Genomic DNA, 23,564 nt, shown 5'->3' with positions numbered 1-23,564 from the left:
ATCAGGCTATTAATCAAGCACCTGTTTTCACGGAGTGATCATGGCGTCGTCCCAACTCATTGAACAATACCGTCAGTGGCAAACCTTTCAGCGGCAAGACCAATTAAGCCGGGAGCACTTTGGCGTTGTGCAACGCCTGGAAGATGCCCGAGCCACATCGAAACAAGTCGTCGAAGCGTATCGCAGCATGGCGGAGAAAGCTTCAAAGGAAGGCGCCTGCTACCGCACCCTGTTTTTACGCAAGCGGGATGACCAGCATGCACTGCCCTGCGAAGGCTGGCTGTTCGTTCGCCGGGTACTCAGCGAAGGCAACAGCACTCGCGTGAGAGTCACACTGGTCGAAACCTTTACGCTTGAAGATGGCACCCTGGCACCCGGCGATAAACCGGCCCGCAAGCTGACCCTGGAAATTTTTGAACAGGTGCAGGTGGATAAAGGGATGCGGACCAGCGTAAGGGTCGATTGCCTGGACGCGCCCGAGGATTATCACTTCATCACGCTGCTGGATGCCGTCCGCGGAGACTTGCGCCCCTATTTAAAATAAGACGGATTTCTAAAATAAGCGTATTGCTAGAATAAGACGTATTTATGAGGGCACGCCACAGCGTATTTATTGCACTCATGGTCATCGTCGGGCTTAACCTCCGCCCTGCGATGTCATCGGTCGCGCCATTACTCAACCGGCTGCAGGAAGTCGCCGGTCTATCGGCGGCTGCAGCGGGCGTACTGACCACGCTACCGGTGCTTTTTCTGGGGCTTTCCGCACCGCTCGCCCCGATGCTTGCCCAGCGTATCGGAAGCGAGCGAGCCTTGAGTGCTGCCCTGGGGCTGCTAATGACGGGCCTGATAATTCGTGGTTTGCCCCTCCCTGGCGTTCTTTTCCTGGGATCAGCGCTTTCCGGCGCGGCCATTGGGCTTGCGGGCACTCTGCTTCCCGCACTGGTCAAACGCCAGTTGCCCCAAAGCGCCGACCTCCTCACCGGCCTCTATACCATGGCGCTGTGCCTGGGCGGTGCGCTCGGCGCAGGGTTAAGCGTGCCGTTAACCCACTACCTTGGCAGTTGGCAGGCCAGTTTGATGAGCTGGGCGCTACTCGCCCTGGCCGCCCTGGTTCTTTGGGTCATTTACATGCCCAGGACGTCAACTACCTCCTCACCAGCCTCGCTCCCGCAAGCCGGTGCACTCAAGCTTCTCGGTCAACCGCTGACCTGGTACGTCATGCTCTTCATGGGTATTCAGTCATCAATGGCCTACATCGTCTTTGGATGGCTGCCTACACTGTTGGTATATCGCGGATATGATGAAGCCTCGGCGGGGTGGACCATGGCCATTTCCATTCTTTGTCAGCTTGCCTCAGCGCTCAGTGCCCCCTGGCTTGCACGCCTGGGGCGTGACCAGCGCCCGGCACTGCTTTGCGTCTTGCTGTGCACCGCCTGCGGGCTATCGATGCTGCTGATTGGTCCATTATCGTGGCAATGGCCCGGCGCCGTGCTTCTCGGTCTGGGCCAGGGAGGAAGCTTCAGCCTGGCACTCAGCCTGTTGGTATTGCGCACGGCGAATGCCCGCCTGTCCGGCCAGTTGTCCGGGCTGGTACAAGGCGGCGGCTATACCATCGCCGCACTTGGCCCATTCGGGGTAGGCTTATTGCTGCAACACGGTGCCAGCGGCGCCCAGATCGCCTGGCTGCTGATTACCCTGCTGGCAGTGTGCGGCGGCTTTGCAATGCTTGCCGGGCGCCAACGCTGCCTCGACGATAGCTCCGGGCAGCTTGTCGTGCACAATAGCGGACAGGCAGATCGCTTACATAAGGAGACACCGTGATGGCCCACCCTCGCCTGCTGATTATTTATACTGGCGGCACGCTTGGCATGTGCCCAGGCGACCAAGGGTTGACCCCCTCGGGCAACATTGAATCGCGGCTGGCCAAAGCGTTTAACCAACTGCCCCTTCTTCAGCAGCAGGCCTTGCCAAGTTTTGAGGTGTTAAGCTATCCACAGTTGATCGACTCGAGTTCCGCCACGCCTGACAACTGGTCGCAGCTTGCCCATGATATCGCCAAGCGACTGAGCGATTACCAGGGATTCGTGGTCATTCACGGCACCGATACACTCAGTTGGACAGCAGCCAGCCTCGCCTATCAACTGCAGGGAATTGACCGGCCGGTCATTCTCACCGGTTCCATGCAACCCCTGGAAGCTCCCGGCAGCGATGCCCTCGACAACTTATATTGGGCGCTACGCTGTGCTGAACAACCTCACGTAAAAGAAGTGGCGATTTACTTTCACGGCAAGTTACTTCGCGGTGTTCGCGCAACCAAGCAGCACAGTGAGGCGGTGGATGCGTTTACCAGCCCCAACTATCCGCTACTCGGCGAGCGCATGGGAGACCATGTTGTCCATTACCCAGGTCGCGGTTTGGCGGATCAGCAACGTGGCGCCCCAAGGTTCGAGCTGCCCGATTACACCTCGGTGAGCGATGGAGCCATTGTTCGATTAGCGCTCTGGCCGGGCATCACCGCTTGGCAGCTAGCGTCCTGGCTGGAGGATCCGCGTGTTAAAGGTGGCATCCTTCAGCTCTGGGGGGCGGGCAACCTGCCCGATGACCCGGCGCTTTTCGCCGTTCTGGCCAAGGCCAGCGGCGAGGGCAAAATGCTGGCCGCCATCAGCCAGTGCCCTCAAGGCAGCGTTCATTTGGGCGCTTATGCTGCCGGCAAAGGGCTTCTCGACGCTGGCGTGTTATCCGGCGACGACATGACCCCTGAAGCCGCCTTTGGAAAGCTTGTGCACCTGCTCGCCCAGCCGATCCCGGAAGAGGATCGTCGCCGTCGTTTCCTGAGCTCCCTGGTTGGCGAACGTTAAATATGCGCCTGGCAATCACGGCGTTTAACGCTAGAGTGAGAGTGACAGCACACTCGTCGGATCAACAGGAATAACCTCTATGGAAAAGCCGGTTCATTATTTCAGCGAGCTGTTCGAACAGTTGGGCCTTGCATCTGACGCAGCCTCGATTGAGCGATTCATTCAACGCCACGCGCCTCTTCCCGAGACAATGCCGCTGGCCGACGCCCCCTGCTGGAATGAAGGGCAGGCAGAGTTTCTCAAGGAAGCCGTCGAGGAAGATGCCGACTGGGCGGAAGTCGTCGACCATCTTGATGCATCCATGCACAAGCCAGCGTAAACCAGCCGCGTCAATGTCAATGCAGGGCGTTTCCGGGCGCCCTGGATGGCATCGGCCAATGGGCGCTACCCGAGCGCCGCGCCACTCATCCCTGCAGACGCGCTTCAACCCGCTCGAGAATTTGCCGACTCACCTTGCCCACCAGCGGTGTTGCCGCCTTGTTCACGGCCTTTGCCATGAAACGGTTACCTATTTCATAGCTCAGCGTCAGCGCCACTTCTGTGCCTTCCGGCACTTCACGCAAACGATAGCGCCCCTGGTTTTTGACCCCATTGACCGATTCCCAGGCGAGCACATCCGGCGATTTAACCTCGGTCACCACTACGTCAAATGTCCAGTCCATGCTGAGTGCACGAACATGCCAGCGATAGCGTTCGTCGCCTAGCGGTTCGATATCGCTGATCAGGTCCGAATAATCGGCAAAGTCCTCGACGCGCCTTAACAGCGCGAATACCCGTTCGGGCGCGGCCCTGACGATGGCGCTATGTTCAATAGTGGCCATATAAAACCCCTTGAATGAAGCCCCTAGCGTAGCACTTTCAGCCCATATTGTGAGCATGCTGGCGCTAGCCAGAAACACCTCGATTGCGTACACTTGCAACCTTCCGGACCGGACCCCGGAACGCAGTAGCGGCTTTCTTCACGCTACGATCAATAAATTCTCCGGCATAAGAGTACTTATCATGTCAACTTCCCAAGCTCCGCATGGAGCCACCGCCGTGGTGATATATTCCGGCGGCATGGACTCGTTCACCCTTCTCCACCGGGCGCTGAATGAAGGTTATCACGTTCATGCGCTGTCATTTCATTACGGCCAGCGCCACGCCCGTGAACTCGATGCTGCCCGCCAGGTATGCCAACACTTGGATGTCCCCCATCAGGTCGTGGATATCCGGGCGATTCACTCGCTGATTGATAACTCAGCATTGACCAACACCGACCAGGCAATGCCCCAGGGCGATTACGACGGCGACAACATGGCGGCGACCGTGGTCCCTAACCGCAACATGATATTGTTGTCCCTGGCTATTGCGAACGCTGTCAACATCGGCGCAGAGCGCGTTGACTACGGTGCCCATGGCGGTGACCACGTCCTCTACCCCGACTGCCGCCCGGCTTTTGTGGAGGCCATGAATCAGGTCGCACAGATTGCCAACTTCTCCCCCGTCAAGGTACATGCCCCCTACCTGCATGCCAGCAAGGCCGACATCCTTCGGCAAGGCCTGGCAATGGGGCTTGACTACCGAAACACCTGGACCTGCTATGAAGGAGGCGAACTGGCCTGTGGGCAGTGCGGAAGCTGCCGCGAACGGCTAGCCGCCTTTGCAGCGAATGGCGTGACCGACCCACTCCCCTATGCCTCACACCCCTGCGCCTCACAACAGGAGGCACGCTGATGTATCAGGTAAAAGAAGCCTTCTATACGCTGCAGGGGGAAGGCGCCCAGGCCGGCCGGGCAAGCGTCTTTTGCCGTTTCAGCGGCTGCAATCTATGGAGCGGTCGCGAACGGGACCGGGCAACCGCCCGGTGTACCTTCTGTGATACCGATTTTGTCGGCACCGATGGCCAAGGCGGAGGTCGTTTCGAAACACCCGCCGCCCTGGCCGACCACATCAGCACGCTCTGGCCCAGTGACTCAGGTACTGCCATTCCTTATGTGGTGTTTACCGGTGGCGAGCCACTGCTGCAGCTTGATCCGGCACTGATCGCCACGCTGCACAGCGTGGGTTTTGAAGTAGCGGTTGAAACCAATGGGACGCTCACCCCTCCCGCCGGGATTGACTGGCTGTGCGTGAGCCCCAAGGGCAAGAACCCGCTGGTGATTGATCAGGGCGACGAACTCAAGTTGGTCTATCCCCAGACCGAGGCACCGCCCGAGGCATTTGCGAAACTCGACTTTCGCCACTTTTTTCTTCAGCCAATGGACCTTTCCCCTTCAGACGCTCAAGACGACGACACTGTCGCGCGTACCACGGCCTATTGTTTAGCCAACCCGCAATGGCGTTTATCGCTTCAGACGCACAAAATCGCAGGCTTTGACTGATGTCCTTATTTGTTAATCAACTCACCCATATCGACGCATCGCTGTGGTGCCCAGAAGAGGGCCTCAAGGGCATTAGCTGGCAAGTCGACGCGGTCCTTGATGGCGAGCTTGGCAAAGACGGCATGCTGCTGGATTTTGGCGAGGTCAAGCCATGGATCAAGCATCACCTCGATAGCGGCCTGGACCACACGCTTCTGGTACCTGTCGAGGCTTCCGGGGTCACTGTCAGCCCCTGCGAGGAAGGCCTGTGCGTGCGCACCACGACGCCCTATGCCATGGAAGTAAAAGGGCCGGAACAGGCTTTCACCCTGCTGCCCGTTGCCACCATCGAGCGCGACGCCGTCGCCGCCAGTTTAAGCCAGACGCTCACTGAGCAGCGGCCGGCAAACGTTACACGGGTTCAGCTAAGCCTCAGTGATGAAGCCATCGAAGGCGCTGCCTATGGGTATAGTCATGGTCTGAAACTGCACAAGGGCAACTGCCAGCGCATTGCCCATGGGCATCGCTCACGCCTGCATATCTGGCAACGGGGAAACCGCCAGCATGAACTCGAACGGCAGTGGGCGGCCTGGCTCGATAATCGCTACCTGGTAGAAGAAAATGACATTATCGCCCGCGACAAGCAGGCCCTGACGTGCCGCTATCAAGCGGATCAGGGAACCTTTACCCTCACGCTACCCGAGGAGCGCTGCGCAGTCTTGACTACCCCCACAACGGTGGAAAACATTGCCCACTGGCTGGCGGAACAGCTTGCTGCTCAAAGCCTTGAAGCCTCAACAGTGCACGCATTCGAGGGGTTTAATAAAGGCGCGATAGCCAAGGCAAGCCCATGAGTGATGAGTGCCGGGCAGGCTGTGGGGCATGCTGTATTGCACCGTCGATCAGCTCAGCCATACCAGGCATGCCCGAAGGCAAACCGGCAGGCTTGCGTTGCGCGCAACTGGACGAGCATAATTTATGCCGCCTGTTCGGAGATCCCCGTCGACCGACCGTGTGCGAACAGTTTCAGTTTGACACTGCCGTCTGCGGACGGCAGCGGGAAGAAGCACTGATCACCCTGACATGGCTGGAAGATAACACCTAGCCGCCTGTCGGGCTTGATCGATCGTCGCGAGAATCACGGATTCGCAGTCGATCAGTGTTAAGGCCGACAGGCTGCTAACTCTCCAGGCGCTCGGGATAGGCCAGACGACGATCCACCAGGCTGACCCAACGGACCAGGACCGGCGCGTCACTATGGCTAACGTCGCTCAACAGACGATGGAAGGCATCCCGCGCCGCTTCGTCGTCGGGGGCGATGCGCGTCAACCATAACTCCAGTGCTGCCAACTCCTGATGGCGATTACCGTGCTCCCGCGCCTGGGAAATCGCCATCTCGGCCAACGCACGCACTTCATTGGCCGGATGGTTGAGCATGATACGTACCCGGGCAAGCTGGGTGGCAAGCTCGGGCAGAAACAGCGTGGACCTCTCCTTGGCAATCACCAGACACTGATCCAGGTAATCTTCTGCAGCACTCAGTTCTCCCAGGGCAATACAGGCATCCGAGTACCAAAGCACTGGACGCTTGAAGCGATCACGCCCGTTAAGCTCTGCCATCTGGTCCAGGCTATCGCGCAGCTGGGTCAGCCCCCCGTGATCGCCCGCCAGCGCACGCTGCCAACCCAGAATCCCCTGGGCGCTAATTTGCCACAGCTGTAAATCCGGCGTGGCGGTCATCGCCGCTGCCTTTTCAGCATGACGCGCCGCTAAATGCACATGACCAAGCTGACGATAGAGCGAGGCGGCAAACAGTAGCGCCATGGCAAGCGTACCGGGATGGCCCAGCTTTTCCGCGAGCCGTATCGCGGCAGAGACCTGTCGTTCGGCACGCTGGTAATCACCACATAGGCATAGCGCCCAGCCCTGGAAACACGCCGCTGTTACCTGCGGATGGTCAGAGAACGGCAGCCACTCGATCATCATCGGCGAGTTGAGCGGGTCGATTTCATTCAGATGGTCATTGGCCTGCTGCACACGCCCCGCCCAGTATTCGCAATGCGCACGTGCGTAGTCAGCCAGTCGCTGGTAGCGAGGGTCGTCGAGCCGTACGGCTATGTCACCAAGCGTGGACGCCAGCGCGAAGGCATCGGCATGCGCGTAGCGCTGACTGCGTCCTACCCACAGCCCCCACTTGACCAGAAAGATTTGCTCCAGGTCTTCAGGGTCTTCCAGGGCATCTGCGCCCGAGTGGCGCAACAACTCACGGGCACGCACGAAACTTTCGTGGGCGGTGGGCGAGCCATGCCCCTCGAGCGCAAAGGCAGCCTGCCCGCGCACCGTTAACAGACTCACCTCGCGCTCGACCTCGTGCTCCACGTGGCGCAGGCTGGCCAGTCCAAAATCCGCCATGCGCAATGCGGTGCGATTGGCGCTTACTTTTAGCGCTTCCCGGGCGGCTAGCTCAAAATAACGTGCGCCGCGCGCGTAGTGACCGCTTCGCCGCAGGTGCGTGGCAAAATCACCGGGATGGCGGCTGATCCACATCGGGAAGCGCTGTTCTATCAGGCTCACCACCTGCTGATGAAGGGTAACGCGCACGTCGCGAGGGCAGGAAAGATAGGCCGCCTCCTGGAGCAGTTGGTGGCTGAACTGGAACTCTTGTTCGTTTGAACCGTTATCCACCGGCTCGATAATTTCGAGCTGGCGCATATGCTCCAGCGCCTGCTGCAAACGCGCTGTGTCATAGCCACTGCATTCGCTGAGGAAGTCCAGCCGGAAGCGTTTGCCCAGTACCGCGGCAATGTGAGCAATGTCACGGTCCGCTTCCAACTGGTCGATGCGACTGGCCAACAGACCAAGCAACCCTTTGGGCAACTCATCAAACTGGACGCTCCGTCCTTCCCGGCGATCCATATCCAGGCGCCGACAGATTTCCTGCAAATACAGCGGTACGCCATCACAGCGTTCGATAATCTGATTACGCAGCCGTGGGCTCAGGTGAATACGGTAACGACGCGAGAGTTGCGATAACAGCCGAGAGGACTCGAGTTCACCCAGGCGGCCCAGGGTGATTTGCTGATCCCAGTGCAGCTTGACCGGCAGGGGTTCACGGCCATGATGACTGGCCACCAGCATAAAGGCCGTGTTGATGGGCAACCGCGCCTGAAGGCCTGACAGTACCTTGAACGAGGGTTCGTCTAACCACTGAAGGTCATCCACCATCAGCACAAGTGTGTGGGTGGCCGCCTGCCGTTCGATCAAGCGGTGTAACAGCATCACCACCAGCTCGACCGCTTCACCGTTCTGTGTCAACTGGGACACTTCCTGCACGCTACGCACACCAAGGGCTTCTTCAAGCAAGCATTGCTGCTCATCGCTCAGCGCATTGAAAGCCAGATCGGTTTGCAGGGCGTGCAGTGCATCCTGGTCCGGCGCCCCATCCAGATACCAGGACAGAAGCGTGCGCGCAACGCCATAGGGCTCCAGCACCGAAAGGCGGGTGGTGGGCTGCCAGCAAATAGCGGCGTCGCGGCTTATCTCAAGCTGGCGGAAGCCAACCATCAGGGCCGATTTCCCCATGCCTGACGCGCCGCGTACCAGCACACTTTGGCGCAGTCCGATACCGGCTCGGGCCAGGGCATCTCTCAGGGTTCTTAACGAGGTTTCGCGACCCACCAGGCTCGGCGGCAGTGCATCACGGCCACCTTCGTTCTGGCCCAGCACCAAGGCTCGTTGGCGTACCCGACCATCGCTGGACATGACCCGCGAGACCAGACGAGGCTGAAGGTCCAGCGCCGGTGGCATATGCTGGCTCGACTCCTGCGAGATGACCAGCTCGCTGCCTTCGGCAGCGCTCATCAGCTCCAGGGATATTTGCGTTACCTGGCCCAACGGATCCGCCAGTTGCCGCTCCGGTAAATAAACCACTCGCCCGCTGTGCAGCCCGGCTGCCAGTTCGAACTGTGGCAGCTCACCTTCACCCGTCCAGTGCCTGGCAGACTCTTGGGGGAGCGTCTGACGGCAATGCTCATAAAGCGCGACCAGTTCAGCCAGCTGATGGGCTGGGCCATGGGTACCAAAACACGCAAGTCCCAGGCCACCTGTAGCACCCGGCAACCAGAAACCACCCAAATGATGGCATTGCTGCTCAAGCCAGCGCAGTAATTCCAGTTGCAGCGCGAGGCAGTCACGCGTCGCGGCGCGATCCTGCCAGTCCCCCTGGAGTCGCAACCGAATGGCCATCACCGAGAGCTGGCGAAGCTCGATCTCATCTTCACGCAAGGGCTGGCTGTCGGTGGCAAGCGCTCGCGAAAAGGCGCCTTGAGGCGACATGACGCGGGCGTCCGGGTGGCCATCGGACCAGTAGCTTGCCAGCTGCAAGAAGCTAGGCTCCGGCTGCTGGCCTGACAAGGCGAGCAACTGCAGGTAGCTGTTGTATTGCTCGTGGGCTGCCGCCATCTGCTTTTGTTCAGCGAGCTGTTTAACCAACCGCTCATGGAAAGGGCCATAGCCGGAAAACCGACTGACCAGCGTTTCCAGAAGGCCGTCAGGGACTTCCTGATAGTTATCCAGCACCTGTTCGGCAAAGCGGATAACCCGCTGACGCCATTCGTTGCGCGCCTGCACCAGCCAGCGCTGGAACTCACTACAGTTGGCGAGCTGCAATTCCTCGATCAAGTCGCCCTGATAACAGGTGAGTACGTCATCCAGGGTGGCCAGATCCCGCGGCCCTTCGAGCAGCGTCTGCAGTTCATGCAGATCGACCTGCCAATTGGCCGGAAGCTGAAAGGCAATGGTCTGGCGCGATACGTTAAGCACCTGTTCTGCATCTTCGCCCAATGATTGACGCAGGCAATGCAAGGCGTGTCGCAGGTTGGTGCGGCCTGACGAAAGGCCCTGATCAGGCCACAGCAGTTCGGCCAGTGCAGCGCGATTGACAGGTTGTCGATGCAGCAGCAAGTAGACAAGCAACGCTTTCACTTTATCGTAGCTAAAGTGGGTCAGCACATCATCACCCTGGGTCAGGGCAAAATGACCGAACAGGGTCAGTTGGTCATACTTTTGAGCATCGCGCATAGTAAACATCCTGTCTGGACGAACGGCAACTTACGCTGGCACGCCGCTATGAAAACGGAAAGCCGTATCCGGCGAACTGATTAGCTCTGCTTCACAGGCAACAAAGAACGCGATCCGCTCGTCAATCGAGTGATCGGTCTGCTGCCGGGCAAGCAACAGGTAATCTTCGAAGTGTCGGCCTTCAGACTTGACCAGGGTGCGGTAGAACTTTGCCAGTTCCTCATCAAGGTAGGGAATCAGGCAAGCAAAGCGTTCGCAGCTCCGCGCTTCGATGAGCGCGCCAATAATCAACACATCAATCAATCGCTCAGGGTCCTGGGGACGAACATGGCGTCGTAACCCTTCCGCATAGCGCGAAGCCGTCAAGTGCCTGTAGGTTACCCCCCGGCCTTCCATGAGGGTCACGACCTGCTCAAAATGCAGCAGTTCTTCCCGGGCAAGTTGCGACATCTTGCTCAATAACAGCGGTTGGTCCACATAGCGATACAGCAGACTCATCGCCGTGGAGGCGGCCTTCTTTTCACATTGAGCATGGTCAATCAGCAGAATTTCGGGATTCTCCAGGGCCCAGACAAGCCAGGCATCTGGCGTCGTACATCCCAGAAAGTCATTCAAGCTGTCAGGCAACAGGTCGCTCGCATCGAGCGAATGGCCCGCTTTGTCAGGGATTACTTGTATCGACATAACACCATCACTAAATAACTATCACATAATTGTACAACAATTATAACATCTTGGGTAATTCGAATATGCCAGTACGGTCAGCTGATCAGCCTGACGCAGGTCATCAACCCGACAGATGGTAACGCGGCGTTACGAGAATCACACTTTATGCAACCTCTGTCGATAGCGAGTGCTTTTTTGCTAGTAAAGCATGCCAGAACGTTTGGTCCTAGCGTGTTTCACACCTTTGTTCATGCGCATCAGCATAAAGTACAACGCCATGGCAGCGGACTCACCTTAACATTGTCGACAGTTTGACGTAGAATTGCGGCCATCCAACCAACGCTGTTTGTCAAGCGTATGTCAGTGTCCGGTGGCATTGTGAAGCGCACAGCCCACGTGCCGTCGCCACCATAAAAGCAGATGAGAGGGCCCCAAACGTGCTTGAAGCTTACCGCCAACATGTCGAGGAACGCGCTGCAGAGGGCATTCCCCCCAAGCCCCTGAATGCCGAGCAAACCGCCGCTCTGATCGAGCTGCTTAAAATGCCCCCGGCTGGCGAAGAAGAGTTCATTCTCGACCTCATTACCAACCGCGTTCCCCCGGGTGTTGACGAAGCGGCTTACGTAAAAGCCGGTTTTCTGACAGCCATCGCCAAAGGCGAAGCCACATCGCCCCTCATCGATAAAGTGCATGCCGTCAAGCTGCTTGGCACCATGCAGGGCGGCTACAACATAGTCTCCCTGGTCGAACTGCTCGACAACGACGAACTCGCCCGTGAAGTCGGCGAACAGCTCAAGCATACCCTGCTGATGTTCGATGCCTTCCATGATGTCGAACAACGTGCCAAGGCAGGTAACAGTGTCGCCAAGGATGTTATCCAGTCATGGGCCGACGCCGAGTGGTTCCTCTCCAAGCCAGCGCTCGAAGAAAAGATCACCCTGACCGTCTTCAAGGTACCCGGCGAAACCAACACCGACGACCTGTCACCCGCACCGGATGCCTGGTCGCGCCCGGATATTCCCTTGCATGCCAATGCCATGCTCAAAAACGAGCGTGATGGCATCGACCCCGTGGAAACGGGCAAGACCGGTCCGCTCAAGCAGATCGAAGAGGTCAAGGCCAAGGGCTTCCCTGTGGCTTATGTGGGCGACGTTGTGGGTACGGGTTCTTCGCGCAAGTCAGCCACCAATTCCGTGCTGTGGTTCTTCGGCGATGACATTCCTCATGTGCCTAACAAGCGCGCAGGCGGGTTCTGTTTTGGCAGCAAAATTGCCCCCATCTTCTTCAACACCATGGAAGACTCCGGCGCTTTACCGGTCGAAATGGATGTCGAAAAGCTGGCCATGGGCGATGTCATCGATGTCTACCCCTATGCAGGCAAGGTCTGCAAGCATGGAACTGACGAGGTACTGACGACCTTCGAGCTCAAGACACAGCTGATTCTCGACGAAGTCCGTGCAGGCGGGCGTATCCCGCTTATCATCGGTCGTGGCTTGACCGGCAAAGCTCGGGAATCCCTGGGCCTTGCCCCTTCGGATGTATTCCGTCTGCCCGAGCAACCCAACGACACGGGTAAAGGCTTTACCCTGGCCCAGAAAATGGTCGGCAAGGCCTGCGGCATGGACGGCGTTCGCCCCGGCATGTACTGCGAACCCAAGATGACCACGGTGGGCTCTCAGGACACGACGGGCCCCATGACCCGCGACGAACTGAAAGACCTGGCGTGCCTGGGCTTCCAGGCCGACCTGGTGATGCAGTCGTTCTGCCATACCGCCGCTTACCCGAAGCCGGTCGACGTGGATACTCACCACACCCTGCCCGACTTCATCATGAACCGTGGAGGCGTTTCGCTGCGCCCCGGCGACGGTATCATTCATAGCTGGCTCAACCGCATGCTGCTGCCGGATACCGTTGGCACTGGTGGCGACTCCCACACCCGTTTCCCGCTGGGTATTTCCTTCCCGGCAGGCTCGGGTCTTGTCGCCTTCGCCGCTGCAACGGGCGTGATGCCGTTGGACATGCCTGAATCCGTACTGGTGCGCTTCAAGGGCAAACGCCAGCCTGGCGTCACCTTGCGCGACCTGGTTCACGCCATTCCGCTGTATGCCATCAAGCAGGGCCTACTGACGGTCGAGAAGTCCGGCAAGAAAAATGCCTTCTCGGGGCGCGTCCTGGAAATCGAAGGCCTTGAGGACCTCACCGTCGAGCAAGCCTTCGAGCTTTCCGATGCCTCTGCCGAGCGTTCGGCCGCCGGTTGTACCATCACCCTCTCCGATGAGAGCGTGACCGAGTACCTCAAATCGAACATCACCTTGCTCAAGTGGATGATCGCCAATGGCTACGGCGATGAGCGCACTATCAGCCGCCGTATCGAAGGGATGGAAGCCTGGCTTGCCGATCCTAAACTGATGCGTGCCGACAAGGATGCCGAATACGCCGAAGTGATCGAAATCGACCTCGACGAAATCAAAGAGCCGGTCCTGTGTGCGCCGAATGATCCCGACGATGCGCGTCTACTCTCAGACGTTGCCGGCACAAAGATCGACGAAGTATTTATCGGTTCGTGCATGACCAACATTGGCCACTTCCGCGCTGCCGGCAAGCTGCTCGAGAAACAGCCCGCAGGCAGCCTCAAGACCCGCCTCTGGCTGGCACCGCCAACCAAGATGGATCAGCACCAGCTTACCGAAGAAGGCTACTACGGCATCTACGGCCGTGCCGGTGCACGCATGGAGATGCCCGGCTGCTCGCTGTGCATGGGCAACCAGGCGCGCGTCGCCGCCAAGAGCACCGTTGTGTCCACCTCGACGCGCAACTTCCCCAACCGGCTCGGCGATGGCGCGAACGTCTACCTTGCGTCAGCCGAGCTGGCGGCAGTGGCTGCCGTCGAAGGTCGCCTGCCTACGGTCGACGAGTACCGCCGTTACATGGGAGAGTTTGACGCCATGGCAGGCGAGATCTATCGTTACATGAACTTTCACGAAATTGAGGAGTATCAGAAGATCGCCTCAAACGTGATTCCGGTGGCTCAAGAAGCGTAAGCTTCAACGCTACCGCTCCATCGCCGATGCTCGCACCATCGCAGAAGAGCTCCGCGCTCTTTTGAGCCGATGAACGAACGCCCCGCCACTGTTCTACAGGGCGGGGCGTTTTTTCTTATGTTTAGACTCTGAGTCACCAGACAGGAATTCGCCATGCCGACGATTATTACCCCCGATATATGCGATGCCTTTCCAGACGTCCAGGTACTGGAACCCATCTTTGCCAGCTTTGGCGGCGTTGATGCATTCTACGGTCCGGTACGCACAGTCAAGTGTTTTGAAGATAACTCGCTCGTCAAGCAAGCCGTCGCTGAACCTGGCGATGGCGCCATCCTTGTCGTGGATGCGGGGGGTTCCCCTCGCTGTGCCATGCTCGGTGATATGCTGGCTGAACAAGCGGTCGAGAATGGCTGGGCTGGCGTCGTGATGTACGGTTGCGTTCGCGACGTGGACATCCTCGCCACCCTGCCCCTGGGCGTTCAGGCGCTGGGGTGTCATCCACGTAAAAGCGAAAAGCGTGGAGAAGGACAGCGCGATGTGGCCATAAGCTTTGCAAGCGTCACCATCACGTCGGGCAGTTGGCTGTACGCTGACAATAACGGCATCCTGATCGCCGATCGCGAACTTCCGCTTGATCAAGCGTGACTTGTCAGGGGTGGCGCTTGCTGCCACCCTAAAGTCTCTTTTCATTACCTTTTTGTGTCCATGCAGCCTTTGAATCAGCTTGGCTATGCCCTCGCCCGCACATTACGTGATCACCTACGTCCGCTGATTGCGTTTCATTTATTTTTCACCCTGCTAGCGTCAGCCCTTTTATTACCCGCCATCGCCTGGGTCATGCGTGCCCTGCTCTCCCAGTTGCGGCGTAGCGTCGTAACCAATAACGACCTGGTCTCGCTCGTGTTCAGCCCTTTGGGTTTATTGGGCATGTTGATCGGCATTGGACTGTTCTTCGTGGTGCTTTACTGGCAGCAGGCCGGCATGCTCCAGGTCGCGACCAGGCCTCGCGACAATCACTATCGCCTTGCGTTTGAGGCGCTCTGGCTCAGCAGCCGCCGACTACCTGCACTGACGGGGCTGGTGATCTTGCAGGTGGGTAGTCACCTGATACTGCTGACCCCCTTCATGTTCGCCCTGACCTGGCTGTATGACATTTGGCTGAGTGGTATCGATCCTTACTACCTTCAGCGCATCAAGCCCCCTGTATTGTGGTATTTCGTTGCCTGCGCGACCCCACTATTGCTGGTGTGGATGTTCCTGGCCGCCAAGCTCTATTTACGCTGGCTGCTGGCGCTACCTCTGGTGGCCCTGGATGAATATTCGCCGTGGCAGGCGCTTCGCCGCAGTGTCGTTCTCACCCGAGGCTGGCATCGCTCGATTGGCATTGCCGTCATATTGGTTCTGTTACTGATTATCGTGCTGCCGATTGCCACCACCCTGCTGTTTGATTATTTATTCACGCCGCTACTGTGGTGGTTACCCGAGCATACAGCTGTCCTGGTACCGGCAATGCTGGGCTATTTGACCGGTTATGTGCTGATCACACTGGCGATCACCTTTCTGGGCATTGCCGTCAATGTCCTTTTGTCAGCCTGCCTGTACCTTCAGCTGGCCCACCGCGAGGCACGTCCAGCGCCACCTGCCGATGCCCACCCGGGGCGCTTTGCCTGGGCCGTGGAGCTCAGCGTGCTGGCCTTTGCAGCCCTTCAGGCCTGGTGGATACTGACAAGCTTCGACATTCGCGACGACGTGACGATCATTGCCCATCGCGGCAGCTCAATGGCCGCCCCGGAAAATACCCTGGCGGCGGTGGATCAGGCGATCGTGGACGGTGCCGACGCCATTGAAATCGACGTTCGCCTGACAGCCGACCAGGAGGTCATGCTCTATCACGACCGCAACATGGCACGCCTGACAGGCGACCAGCAGGCATTCGGGGACTTGACGCGTGAGGAGCTCGAGCGCTACGACGTTGGCAGCTGGTTTGGCGATGTGTATGAGGGGGAGTCCATTCCTGGGCTCGACGATGCGCTGGCACTGGTGCGCGGGCGCGCCGACCTGATGATCGACATAAAGCCATTGTCGGGCCAGGGGCAGGCGCTCAGCAATGCCGTCTTAAGAGAGCTGCAGCAAGAGACCGATGCCCGCTATCAGTGCTGGGCATCGGCTGACAGCCCAATAGCCGCCTACGCCCAGTGCGGCTACCCGAATGCCATGCACAGCATGCGCATGGCCACCACGTCGCCGGGCTTGCTGCCGTTCATCAAACGGCAAGCGCCAGAACTCAAGGTCACGCTTATCGCCCAGCTGATTTTGCCAGGCACACTGGATCGCGGTGCTTTTGACGCCCTGGGCCTTCGCCATAATCGTATCACCACGCAGGAAATAAAGCTGGCGAAGCTTTATGGCTATGAAGTGCACGCCTGGACGGTCAACAGCCGGAGCCGCATGTCCACGCTCATTGATCTTGGCGTGGACGCGATCATCACCGATTATCCCAAACGGCTGGTCGCTTTGCGCAACGATCGTCGCGCGCTGAGCGACGGCGCACTGATGTTGGTGAAGCTACGCAACTGGCTCCGGCGCTAGGTTCGTTCAATCGCCCATCACCACGCCCTCCCGGCGTGGGTCCGCGCCGCCAAACAGCGTGCCATCCTCGAAGCGCATGATCGCCTGAAGCCCGCTGGTCAGCTCGCGCTCGCTGATGTCATGCCCTCGCTCTCTCAGAGCGTCGAGGGTGGCCTCCGGGAAACGGCCTTCCTCAACCCAAACCTGATCGCCCAGGGTCACCGCATGGGGCAGGTTCAACGCCGTTTGCGCATTCATTCCCCAGTCACGCAGTGCTATCAGCGTTCGCGCGGTGTAATGAATGATTGCTGCGCCACCGGGCGACCCAAGGCTACCGACCAACTCGCCACTGTCATGATCGAAGATAAGCGTGGGGCTCATGCTGGAACGCGGGCGCTTGCCGGGTTCAACTCGATTGGCCACCGGTTCACCGTTCTGCTCCGGCTCGAAGGCAAAATCGGTCAGCTCATTGTTGAGCAAAAAGCCGCCCGGCAAGTCGGTCCCCCCATCGCTCATGATGCGCGAGCCAAAGGCCTGCTCGATGGTCGTGGTCATGGCAACCGACCGGCCTTCGGCATCGACGATGCTGATATGGCTGGTACCGTATTCAGGCTGGGTCGGCTGCGCCGCCCAGCTGGTATCCATATCGCCGGGCCGACCGTGTTCGGCGTCGCCTCCCATACTTTCTTGACCAATCAGCGCGCTGCGCTTGGCGAGATAGTCCGGCGCCAGCATTGTCGACCAATCACCACCGGGGGCCTCGACGAAATCCGGGTCGGCTATATAGTAATTGCGGTCGGCAAACGCTAACCGGGAGGCTTCCAGAAACTGGTGCAACCAGCCGCTGCTGGTGACTCCGTCGTCCAGAGGGGCTTCAAGCAGGGGCTGCTGATCGAGCATGCCAAGGATCTGCATGATCGTGAGGTGGCCGGACGATGGCGGCGGGAAACCACAGACCTCCCATTGCTGCCAGGGCGTACAGATAGGATCGCGGATAATGGCGTCATAACCTTCAAGGTCATCCAGCGTCATCGCGCCGGGCCGAGCGGGATGCTGGGTGACCTCATCGACAATATCCTGGGCAACGTCTCCCTGATAAAAGGCACCGCTGCCTTCCTCGGCGATACGCTTTAATAGCGCCGCAAGGGCCGGATTCTTGAGGGTCTCGCCCACGGCAATGGGCTCGCCTTCCGAGTCATAATAGAAATCCCGCGCCAGATCGTCATCGCGCAGGGCATCAACATCGGCAAGGCTCGAATGAAGCCGCTCACTGACAGCAAAGCCTTCTTCTGCCAGCGTCATCGCAGGCACAAAAAGGTCCTCCCAGGGCAGACTGCCGTGAGCCGCGTGGGCTTTTTCCATTAGCCGCAGCGTTCCCGGCACGCCGACCGACCGGCCGCTCTCCACGGCATCCATGAACGCCAACGGCTCGCCATCCTGCATGAAGAGTTCACCATCCACCGCGGCGGGGGCCGTCTCACGCCCATCGTACGCGCGCACATCATCGCCATCGTAATAAAGCAAGAACGCCCCGCCGCCAAGGCCACTTGATTGCGGCTCCACCAGTCCCAGCACCAACTGGACAGCGATGGCTGCGTCGATCGCGTTTCCGCCGGCCTTCAATATCTGGTAGCCCGCATCGGTGGCCAGTGGGTTGGCAGCGGCCACCGCGAAGGAATCGGCAGACCAGCCAGGTTTTTCTTCGTAGCCAGATTCGCTTTCGGGTGAGATGGAGGGGGTTTCATAGTCGAAGCCCCAACCATGTAAAGGCACTACCAAAAGACTGGGTAGCAGCCACCGCATTTTTTTCGAGGGCATCACGACCGACTCCGCCAATGTATACAGACCAAAGTTAGAGCGTAGCCTATTAAACCCAAGCGCCCAGCACAATGGCTGGGCGCGTTGCATCAAACCGGCTGCCGATCAGTCAGCGATGGTTTCACCTGCTAGCATGAACCAGGTTTCGAGCACCGCATCCGGGTTGAGGGATATCGAATCAATCCCCTGCTCCATCAACCACTTGGCAAAGTCAGGGTGGTCAGAGGGTCCCTGACCGCAGATGCCGACATACTTGCCCTGGGCCCTGCAGGCCTGAATCGCCATGGAAAGAAGTTTCTTGACGGCTTCGTTACGCTCGTCAAACAGGTGCGCCACGATACCCGAGTCACGATCAAGCCCAAGGGTGAGCTGTGTCAGGTCGTTGGAACCGATCGAGAAACCATCGAAATGCTCGAGAAACTCGTCGGCCAACAGCGCATTGGCGGGCAGTTCGCACATCATGATGACCTTGAGACCATGGTCACCACGCTTGAGCCCGTTGGTCGCCAGCAGCTCGACCACTTCCCGGGCTTCTTCCGTGGTGCGCACGAAGGGCACCATGATCTCGACATTGTCGAGCCCCATGTCGTCGCGGACACGCTTGAGCGCCCGACATTCCAGCTCGAAACAAGGGCGGAACGCCTCCGAAATATAACGCGAGGCACCCCGGAAGCCCAGCATGGGATTCTCTTCTCCAGGCTCGTAGAGCTTGCCGCCAATCAGGTTTTCGTACTCGTTTGATTTGAAATCCGACAGCCGCACGATAACGCGCTGCGGGTAGTAGGCAGCAGCCAGTGTCGAAATGCCCTCAACGAGTTTATCGACGTAGAAACTGACCGGGTCGGTATAACCGGCCGTGCGCATGTCGATCACCTGCTGAAGGTCAGACGGCAGGGTGTCGTACTCCAGTAATGCCTTGGGGTGAACACCAATCATGCGGTTGATGATGAACTCAAGCCGCGCGAGCCCTACCCCGGCATGGGGAAGGCTGGCAAACCCAAAGGCGCGATCGGGGTTGCCCACGTTCATCATGATCTTGAAAGGAATCTCGGGCATGGTATCGACGTTGGACACCTTGCAGTCGTAATCCAGCAGGCCTTCATACACATGCCCGGTATCGCCTTCAGCGCAGGAAACGGTGACGTCACTGCCTTCGACCAACCGCGTGGTGGCATCACCACAGCCGACCACCGCAGGGATGCCTAGTTCACGGGCAATGATCGCCGCGTGGCAGGTCCTGCCACCGCGATTGGTCACGATGGCTGAAGCGCGCTTCATGATCGGCTCCCAGTCGGGATCGGTCATGTCGGTTACCAGCACATCGCCGTCATGGATCTTGTCCATGTCGTCTGGCGTCATGACCACCTTGGCGGTACCACGGCCGATGCGTTGGCCGATGGCGCGGCCGGTGACCAGGGTGCGGCCTTTCTCGCGTAGCTGGAAACGCTCCAGTTTGCCGCCTTCCTGCTGGGAGACGACAGTTTCCGGCCGGGCCTGCACAATGTAGAGCTCACCATCGTCGCCATCCAGCGCCCACTCGATATCCATGGGGCGCTGGTAGTGCTGCTCGATGGTCACTGCTTGGCTCGCCAGCGCCATGACCTGCTGGTCGTTGAGGCAGAAACGACCGCGATCCTGTAGCGGCACGTCAATGGTCTCGACCGACTTGCCTGCGCTGGCATCTTGGGTATAGACCATCTTGATCAGCTTGGAACCCAGGTTGCGGCGCAGCACAGCGGGCCGGCCCGCGGCCAGGGTCGGCTTATGAACATAGAACTCATCCGGGTTCACCGCCCCCTGGACGACGGTTTCACCCAGCCCCCAGGAAGCTGTCACAAAGACGGCGTCGCGGAAGCCCGACTCGGTATCCAGCGTGAACATGACACCCGACGCGCCCGTTTCCGAGCGCACCATTTTCTGCACACCCGCAGATAGCGCGACATTTTCATGCGCATAGCCGCGATGAACACGGTAAGAGATGGCCCGGTCATTAAACAGTGACGCGAACACTTCGTGGACGGCGCGCTTGATATTGTCGAACCCTTCGATATTGAGGAAGGTTTCCTGCTGGCCGGCGAAGGAGGCATCCGGCAAGTCTTCCGCGGTGGCCGAGCTGCGCACGGCAACCTTCAACGCAGGGTGACGCTGCTGAAGGCTTTCGTAGGCGCTACGCAGTTCTTTTTCGAACGTCGGGGGCAGCGGCGTGTCGATCACCCACTGACGGATCGTCTTCCCGGCCTCGGCCAATGCTTTGACATCGTCGACATCCAGCCGCGCCAGCATCTGGTTGATACGCTCGTTGAGACCTTCATGGGCGAGAAACTCTCGGTAGGCATGAGCCGTGGTAGCAAAGCCACCTGGCACCGTGACCCCCGCTCCCGATAAATTGGAGATCATTTCGCCAAGCGAGGCGTTTTTGCCACCCACGCGTTCGACGTCAGCCATACCCAATTGATCGAACCATAGAATGTAATTGTTCACGCAACCCCCTCGCTCGATAGGCCAGCGATCACGACAACCGCCAGAGATGAATGCGGACACCCTAGCACCGCCCCGGTGTATTCGCCATTGGTCTAATAGCGAAGGCGATGGAGGATTTTTACAACAGGCGGCCTTTTTGAACCTTTGTTGTAGTCGCGACTCGAGCACCGTTGTGCCGGACGTCATCCCGACCCACAATAGGCACAACGTTCAGGAGAGCAAACACCATGCAGCGCACGGCATTTTTCATTTCGGATGGGACGGGCATCACCGCAGAGAGCCTGGGGAGAAGCCTGTTGGCCCAGTTCAGCGATGTCGAGATCAACATGCAGACCAAGCCCTATATCGACACTCTGGACAAAGCCCAGGCCCTGGCCGAGATCATCGATGCGACGGCCGTTCGGGACGGCCAAAGGCCGATCATTATCGACACCATTGTCGATCAGCAAATCCGCGACGTGATTCGCAAGGCCGCCGGCTTCAAGGTGGATATCTTCTCCACCTTTCTGGAACCGCTCGAACAGGAGCTCGCGACCCATTCCTCCTACAGCGTTGGGCGAACGCACTCGATTGGCAGCGACGATGTTTACATGGACCGCATTCACTCGGTGCACTTCGCGCTGGACAACGACGATGGCGCACGCACCCACCAGTACGATAAAGCCGACATTATACTGGTCGGGGTTTCGCGCTGCGGCAAAACCCCCACGTCGCTCTATCTGGCGCTACAATTTGGCATTCGCGCCGCCAACTACCCCCTCACGGAAGACGACCTGGACGAAGACGGCATGCTGAAATTGCCCCGGGTTCTTGCCCCCCATCGGCACAAGTTGTTTGGCCTGACAATCGACGCCAGGCGGCTGGCCGCCATTCGCAACGAACGCAGGCCCAACAGTCGCTACAGCTCCATGGACCAATGCATGCAGGAGATCGAACAGGCTGAAGCATTATACCGCCGCCTGCACATCCCCTATATCGACGCCACGCGCTTCTCAGTGGAAGAAATATCCACTCGCATGATTGCTGAAACCGGCTTGGCACGGCGATTTTCACCCCGCTAGGGGCCCATGAGATCACATGCCCTTGGGCGCGAAGATGCCAGGGGCATTGCGCCAGTAACCCTTGTAATCCATACCAAAGCCAAATACGTACCGGTCGGCGACCTCCAGGCTACAGTAGTCAGCCTTCAGCCCGGGCACTGCCTTGCGGTCGTGGCGCTTGTCGACCAGGACCGCCGTGGTAATGCTGGCAGCCTGCGCTTCCTGGCAATAGTTCAGAATGGCCGCCAGCGTCGTGCCTTCATCGAGGATGTCGTCGACGATAACGACATGCCGACCGGCCATGGGAATCTCCGGCGACACCCGCCAGAAAAGCTCTCCGCCACGGGTTTCGTTGCGGTAGCGCGTGGCGTGCAGGTAGTCGACCTCAAGCGGAAAGCCCAACCGGGTCAACAGGTGGCCTGTGGTGATCAAGCCGCCATTCATGACGCAATAAAAGACCGGTAGTTTATCGCCCAGATCCGCGCTGATCTGCTCAGCCATTCGGTCCAGCGCCTGCTCCACCTGCTGCTGGGAAATCAAGCAGTCTGCGTTGTCCATGAGCTCGCGCATGGTGTCGAGGGATGCGAGCGCTTCTTTGTCTAGCTTTGCCATTGAAGTTCCAGTCTACTTGGTAAAACAATCGTTAACTGCTGCGTGAATGAGCGGCCATGGCCTCTAGCTGGGCATGCGTACGCCGCCAGCGGCTGAGCGCCGGTAGCGCATCCAGATCGGGACGCGCGCGTTTGTAGCGTAGCTTGCCGGGCCTGACAGACTGAGGCGTTGGAACGGCGGCAACGACCTCAAGCGCCGCCTCGCGATCATTGCATACCAGCAACATGTCACAGCCCGCGGCAAGCGCAGCCGCTGCGCGTTCGCGGGGCCCACCGGCCTCATGGGCACCCGCCATGCTCAAATCGTCGGAAAAGATACAGCCCTTAAATCCCAGCGATTGACGCAGCATCCCCAGCCAACTGGGTGAAAAGCCGGCGGGTCGCTTGTCAAATGCCGAGTAAACAATATGCGCTGGCATGACACCATCAAGCTTTTTGGCCAGGGCGCTGAAAGGCACCAGATCGTGCTGTTTGAGCGTCTCAAAAGGCCGATCATCAACGGGCAAGGCAAGATGTGAATCGCCCGCCACGCCGCCATGACCGGGAAAATGCTTGCCGATCGCTGCCATACCGGCCTCATGTAGCCCGGCCACCAGCGCGCCACCCAGTTCAGTAACTTGCGCGGCCTCAGGGCCAAAGCTGCGGTCGCCAATCATGCTGTTCAAGCCACTATCGACATCCAGCACGGGAGCAAAGCTGATATCCAACCCGCAGGCGGCCATTTCCATGCCCAGCAGCCAACCGGTGTCCTGAGCAAGCCCCAGGGCCGCCGCACGATCCTGCTGGTAATAATCGCCCAGCCGGGCCATCGGTGGCAGGCGCGTCAGTCCTTGCTTGATACGCTGGACGCGACCGCCTTCCTGATCCACTGCCAGCAACACGTCGGGGCGAAGCTGACGCACCTGGCCGCACAGTTTTCTGACCTGGTGGGCATCTTCGACATTGCGTCCAAACAGGATAACGCCACCCACCGCGGGGGCTTTAAGCAACTGCCTCTCCGCGGCGGTCAGCGTTGTCCCTTCAAGGTCCAACATGACCGAGCCCAAAGGATGTGTCATAG

At 59.0% G+C, this 23,564-nt stretch carries 19 protein-coding genes; 12 read left to right on the top strand and 7 right to left on the bottom strand.

The window, feature by feature from the left end; all coding sequences use genetic code 11:
- The first annotated feature begins 40 nt into the window (after positions 1-40).
- The 4 genes from ADS46_RS01730 (at position 41) to ADS46_RS01715 (ending at position 3,177) form a co-directional block, all read left to right on the top strand.
- A complete protein-coding gene (locus tag ADS46_RS01730; RefSeq protein ID WP_066315465.1) occupies positions 41-544 on the top strand; it encodes a hypothetical protein in 504 nt (167 codons plus the stop codon).
- Positions 545-588: 44 nt separating this feature from the next.
- A complete protein-coding gene (locus tag ADS46_RS01725; RefSeq protein ID WP_066315462.1) occupies positions 589-1,821 on the top strand; it encodes an MFS transporter in 1,233 nt (410 codons plus the stop codon).
- Entirely contained in the window at positions 1,821-2,858 is a 1,038-nt protein-coding gene (locus ADS46_RS01720; protein ID WP_066315460.1) for an asparaginase, read from the top strand. Before ADS46_RS01725 ends, ADS46_RS01720 begins: the two co-directional genes overlap by 1 nt.
- Positions 2,859-2,937: 79 nt before the next feature.
- Entirely contained in the window at positions 2,938-3,177 is a 240-nt protein-coding gene (locus ADS46_RS01715) for a DUF2789 domain-containing protein (RefSeq protein WP_066315459.1), read from the top strand.
- Positions 3,178-3,262: 85 nt separating this feature from the next.
- Here the strand turns inward: ADS46_RS01715 and ADS46_RS01710 are convergent, their stop codons facing one another.
- Complete coding sequence (locus tag ADS46_RS01710) at positions 3,263-3,679, bottom strand: SRPBCC family protein (RefSeq protein WP_066315457.1); 417 nt, start codon at positions 3,677-3,679, stop codon at positions 3,263-3,265.
- Between the two features lie 181 nt (positions 3,680-3,860).
- Here ADS46_RS01710 and queC point away from each other — a divergent pair, with 181 nt between their 5' ends.
- The 4 genes from queC to ADS46_RS01690 are packed head-to-tail and all read left to right on the top strand — an operon-like array spanning position 3,861 to position 6,305.
- Complete coding sequence (queC, locus tag ADS46_RS01705; RefSeq protein ID WP_066315451.1) at positions 3,861-4,574, top strand: 7-cyano-7-deazaguanine synthase QueC; 714 nt, start codon at positions 3,861-3,863, stop codon at positions 4,572-4,574.
- Entirely contained in the window at positions 4,574-5,221 is a 648-nt protein-coding gene (queE, locus tag ADS46_RS01700; protein WP_066315448.1) for a 7-carboxy-7-deazaguanine synthase, read from the top strand. Before queC ends, queE begins: the two co-directional genes overlap by 1 nt.
- A complete protein-coding gene (locus ADS46_RS01695; protein WP_066315446.1) occupies positions 5,221-6,054 on the top strand; it encodes a 6-pyruvoyl trahydropterin synthase family protein in 834 nt (277 codons plus the stop codon). The genes queE and ADS46_RS01695 overlap by 1 nt, the downstream gene beginning before the upstream one ends.
- Positions 6,051-6,305, top strand: coding sequence for a YkgJ family cysteine cluster protein (locus ADS46_RS01690; protein ID WP_066315443.1), 255 nt, complete (start codon positions 6,051-6,053; stop codon positions 6,303-6,305). The genes ADS46_RS01695 and ADS46_RS01690 overlap by 4 nt, the downstream gene beginning before the upstream one ends.
- A gap of 74 nt (positions 6,306-6,379) precedes the next feature.
- On the opposite strand, the gene ADS46_RS01685 is transcribed toward ADS46_RS01690, so the two are convergent.
- Positions 6,380-10,279 (bottom strand): AAA family ATPase, encoded by a 3,900-nt coding sequence (locus tag ADS46_RS01685; RefSeq protein ID WP_066315441.1) that lies wholly within the window; start codon positions 10,277-10,279, stop codon positions 6,380-6,382.
- A 30-nt stretch (positions 10,280-10,309) separates the two neighbouring features.
- Positions 10,310-10,963 carry a tRNA-(ms[2]io[6]A)-hydroxylase gene (locus ADS46_RS01680; RefSeq protein ID WP_066315439.1) on the bottom strand — a complete coding sequence of 218 codons (654 nt, stop codon included), beginning with the start codon at positions 10,961-10,963 and terminating at the stop codon, positions 10,310-10,312.
- A 419-nt stretch (positions 10,964-11,382) separates the two neighbouring features.
- Here ADS46_RS01680 and acnB point away from each other — a divergent pair, with 419 nt between their 5' ends.
- The 3 genes from acnB to ADS46_RS01665 all read left to right on the top strand — a co-directional run bounded on the left by acnB (position 11,383) and on the right by ADS46_RS01665 (position 16,575).
- Positions 11,383-13,986, top strand: a complete 2,604-nt coding sequence (gene acnB / locus ADS46_RS01675; RefSeq protein WP_066315436.1) for a bifunctional aconitate hydratase 2/2-methylisocitrate dehydratase — start codon at positions 11,383-11,385, stop codon at positions 13,984-13,986.
- A gap of 153 nt (positions 13,987-14,139) precedes the next feature.
- Positions 14,140-14,631, top strand: a complete 492-nt coding sequence (gene rraA / locus ADS46_RS01670) for a ribonuclease E activity regulator RraA (RefSeq protein ID WP_066315433.1) — start codon at positions 14,140-14,142, stop codon at positions 14,629-14,631.
- A 60-nt stretch (positions 14,632-14,691) separates the two neighbouring features.
- On the top strand, positions 14,692-16,575 hold the full coding sequence (locus ADS46_RS01665; RefSeq protein WP_066315431.1) for a glycerophosphodiester phosphodiesterase family protein: 1,884 nt from the start codon (positions 14,692-14,694) through the stop codon (positions 16,573-16,575).
- A 6-nt stretch (positions 16,576-16,581) separates the two neighbouring features.
- Here ADS46_RS01665 and ggt read toward each other — a convergent pair whose 3' ends face one another.
- Positions 16,582-18,372, bottom strand: coding sequence for a gamma-glutamyltransferase (ggt, locus tag ADS46_RS01660; protein ID WP_066315429.1), 1,791 nt, complete (start codon positions 18,370-18,372; stop codon positions 16,582-16,584).
- Between the two features lie 105 nt (positions 18,373-18,477).
- Positions 18,478-20,853 (bottom strand): phosphoenolpyruvate synthase, encoded by a 2,376-nt coding sequence (gene ppsA / locus ADS46_RS01655; protein ID WP_066315428.1) that lies wholly within the window; start codon positions 20,851-20,853, stop codon positions 18,478-18,480.
- Between the two features lie 227 nt (positions 20,854-21,080).
- Here ppsA and ppsR point away from each other — a divergent pair, with 227 nt between their 5' ends.
- The gene (gene ppsR / locus ADS46_RS01650) at positions 21,081-21,914 is read left to right on the top strand and encodes a pyruvate, water dikinase regulatory protein (protein WP_066315422.1); all 834 of its coding nucleotides are present in this window, start codon (positions 21,081-21,083) and stop codon (positions 21,912-21,914) included.
- A gap of 12 nt (positions 21,915-21,926) precedes the next feature.
- Here ppsR and ADS46_RS01645 read toward each other — a convergent pair whose 3' ends face one another.
- A complete protein-coding gene (locus ADS46_RS01645; RefSeq protein WP_066315419.1) occupies positions 21,927-22,505 on the bottom strand; it encodes a hypoxanthine-guanine phosphoribosyltransferase in 579 nt (192 codons plus the stop codon).
- Positions 22,506-22,536: 31 nt separating this feature from the next.
- Positions 22,537-23,562: a beta-N-acetylhexosaminidase gene (gene nagZ / locus ADS46_RS01640; protein WP_066315417.1), complete on the bottom strand. Its 1,026-nt coding sequence runs from the start codon at positions 23,560-23,562 to the stop codon at positions 22,537-22,539.
- Positions 23,563-23,564 lie beyond the last annotated feature (2 nt).

The sequence above is a fragment of the Halomonas sp. G11 genome, from assembly GCF_001663515.1.
Lineage (GTDB): Bacteria > Pseudomonadota > Gammaproteobacteria > Pseudomonadales > Halomonadaceae > Vreelandella.
This window is presented reverse-complemented; position numbering and strand designations above follow the sequence as displayed.

Bases quoted from the DNA above. Each gene is read 5' to 3' on its own strand.
- ADS46_RS01730 (WP_066315465.1), top strand. From the start codon at position 41: ATGGCGTCGTCCCAACTCATTGAACAATACCGTCAGTGGCAAACCTTT.
- ADS46_RS01725 (WP_066315462.1), top strand. From the start codon at position 589: ATGAGGGCACGCCACAGCGTATTTATTGCACTCATGGTCATCGTCGGG.
- ADS46_RS01720 (WP_066315460.1), top strand. From the start codon at position 1,821: ATGGCCCACCCTCGCCTGCTGATTATTTATACTGGCGGCACGCTTGGC.
- ADS46_RS01715 (WP_066315459.1), top strand. From the start codon at position 2,938: ATGGAAAAGCCGGTTCATTATTTCAGCGAGCTGTTCGAACAGTTGGGC.
- ADS46_RS01710 (WP_066315457.1), bottom strand. From the start codon at position 3,679: ATGGCCACTATTGAACATAGCGCCATCGTCAGGGCCGCGCCCGAACGG.
- queC (WP_066315451.1), top strand. From the start codon at position 3,861: ATGTCAACTTCCCAAGCTCCGCATGGAGCCACCGCCGTGGTGATATAT.
- queE (WP_066315448.1), top strand. From the start codon at position 4,574: ATGTATCAGGTAAAAGAAGCCTTCTATACGCTGCAGGGGGAAGGCGCC.
- ADS46_RS01695 (WP_066315446.1), top strand. From the start codon at position 5,221: ATGTCCTTATTTGTTAATCAACTCACCCATATCGACGCATCGCTGTGG.
- ADS46_RS01690 (WP_066315443.1), top strand. From the start codon at position 6,051: ATGAGTGATGAGTGCCGGGCAGGCTGTGGGGCATGCTGTATTGCACCG.
- ADS46_RS01685 (WP_066315441.1), bottom strand. From the start codon at position 10,279: ATGCGCGATGCTCAAAAGTATGACCAACTGACCCTGTTCGGTCATTTT.
- ADS46_RS01680 (WP_066315439.1), bottom strand. From the start codon at position 10,963: ATGTCGATACAAGTAATCCCTGACAAAGCGGGCCATTCGCTCGATGCG.
- rraA (WP_066315433.1), top strand. From the start codon at position 14,140: ATGCCGACGATTATTACCCCCGATATATGCGATGCCTTTCCAGACGTC.
- ADS46_RS01665 (WP_066315431.1), top strand. From the start codon at position 14,692: ATGCAGCCTTTGAATCAGCTTGGCTATGCCCTCGCCCGCACATTACGT.
- ggt (WP_066315429.1), bottom strand. From the start codon at position 18,372: ATGCCCTCGAAAAAAATGCGGTGGCTGCTACCCAGTCTTTTGGTAGTG.
- ppsR (WP_066315422.1), top strand. From the start codon at position 21,081: ATGCAGCGCACGGCATTTTTCATTTCGGATGGGACGGGCATCACCGCA.
- ADS46_RS01645 (WP_066315419.1), bottom strand. From the start codon at position 22,505: ATGGCAAAGCTAGACAAAGAAGCGCTCGCATCCCTCGACACCATGCGC.
- nagZ (WP_066315417.1), bottom strand. From the start codon at position 23,562: ATGACACATCCTTTGGGCTCGGTCATGTTGGACCTTGAAGGGACAACG.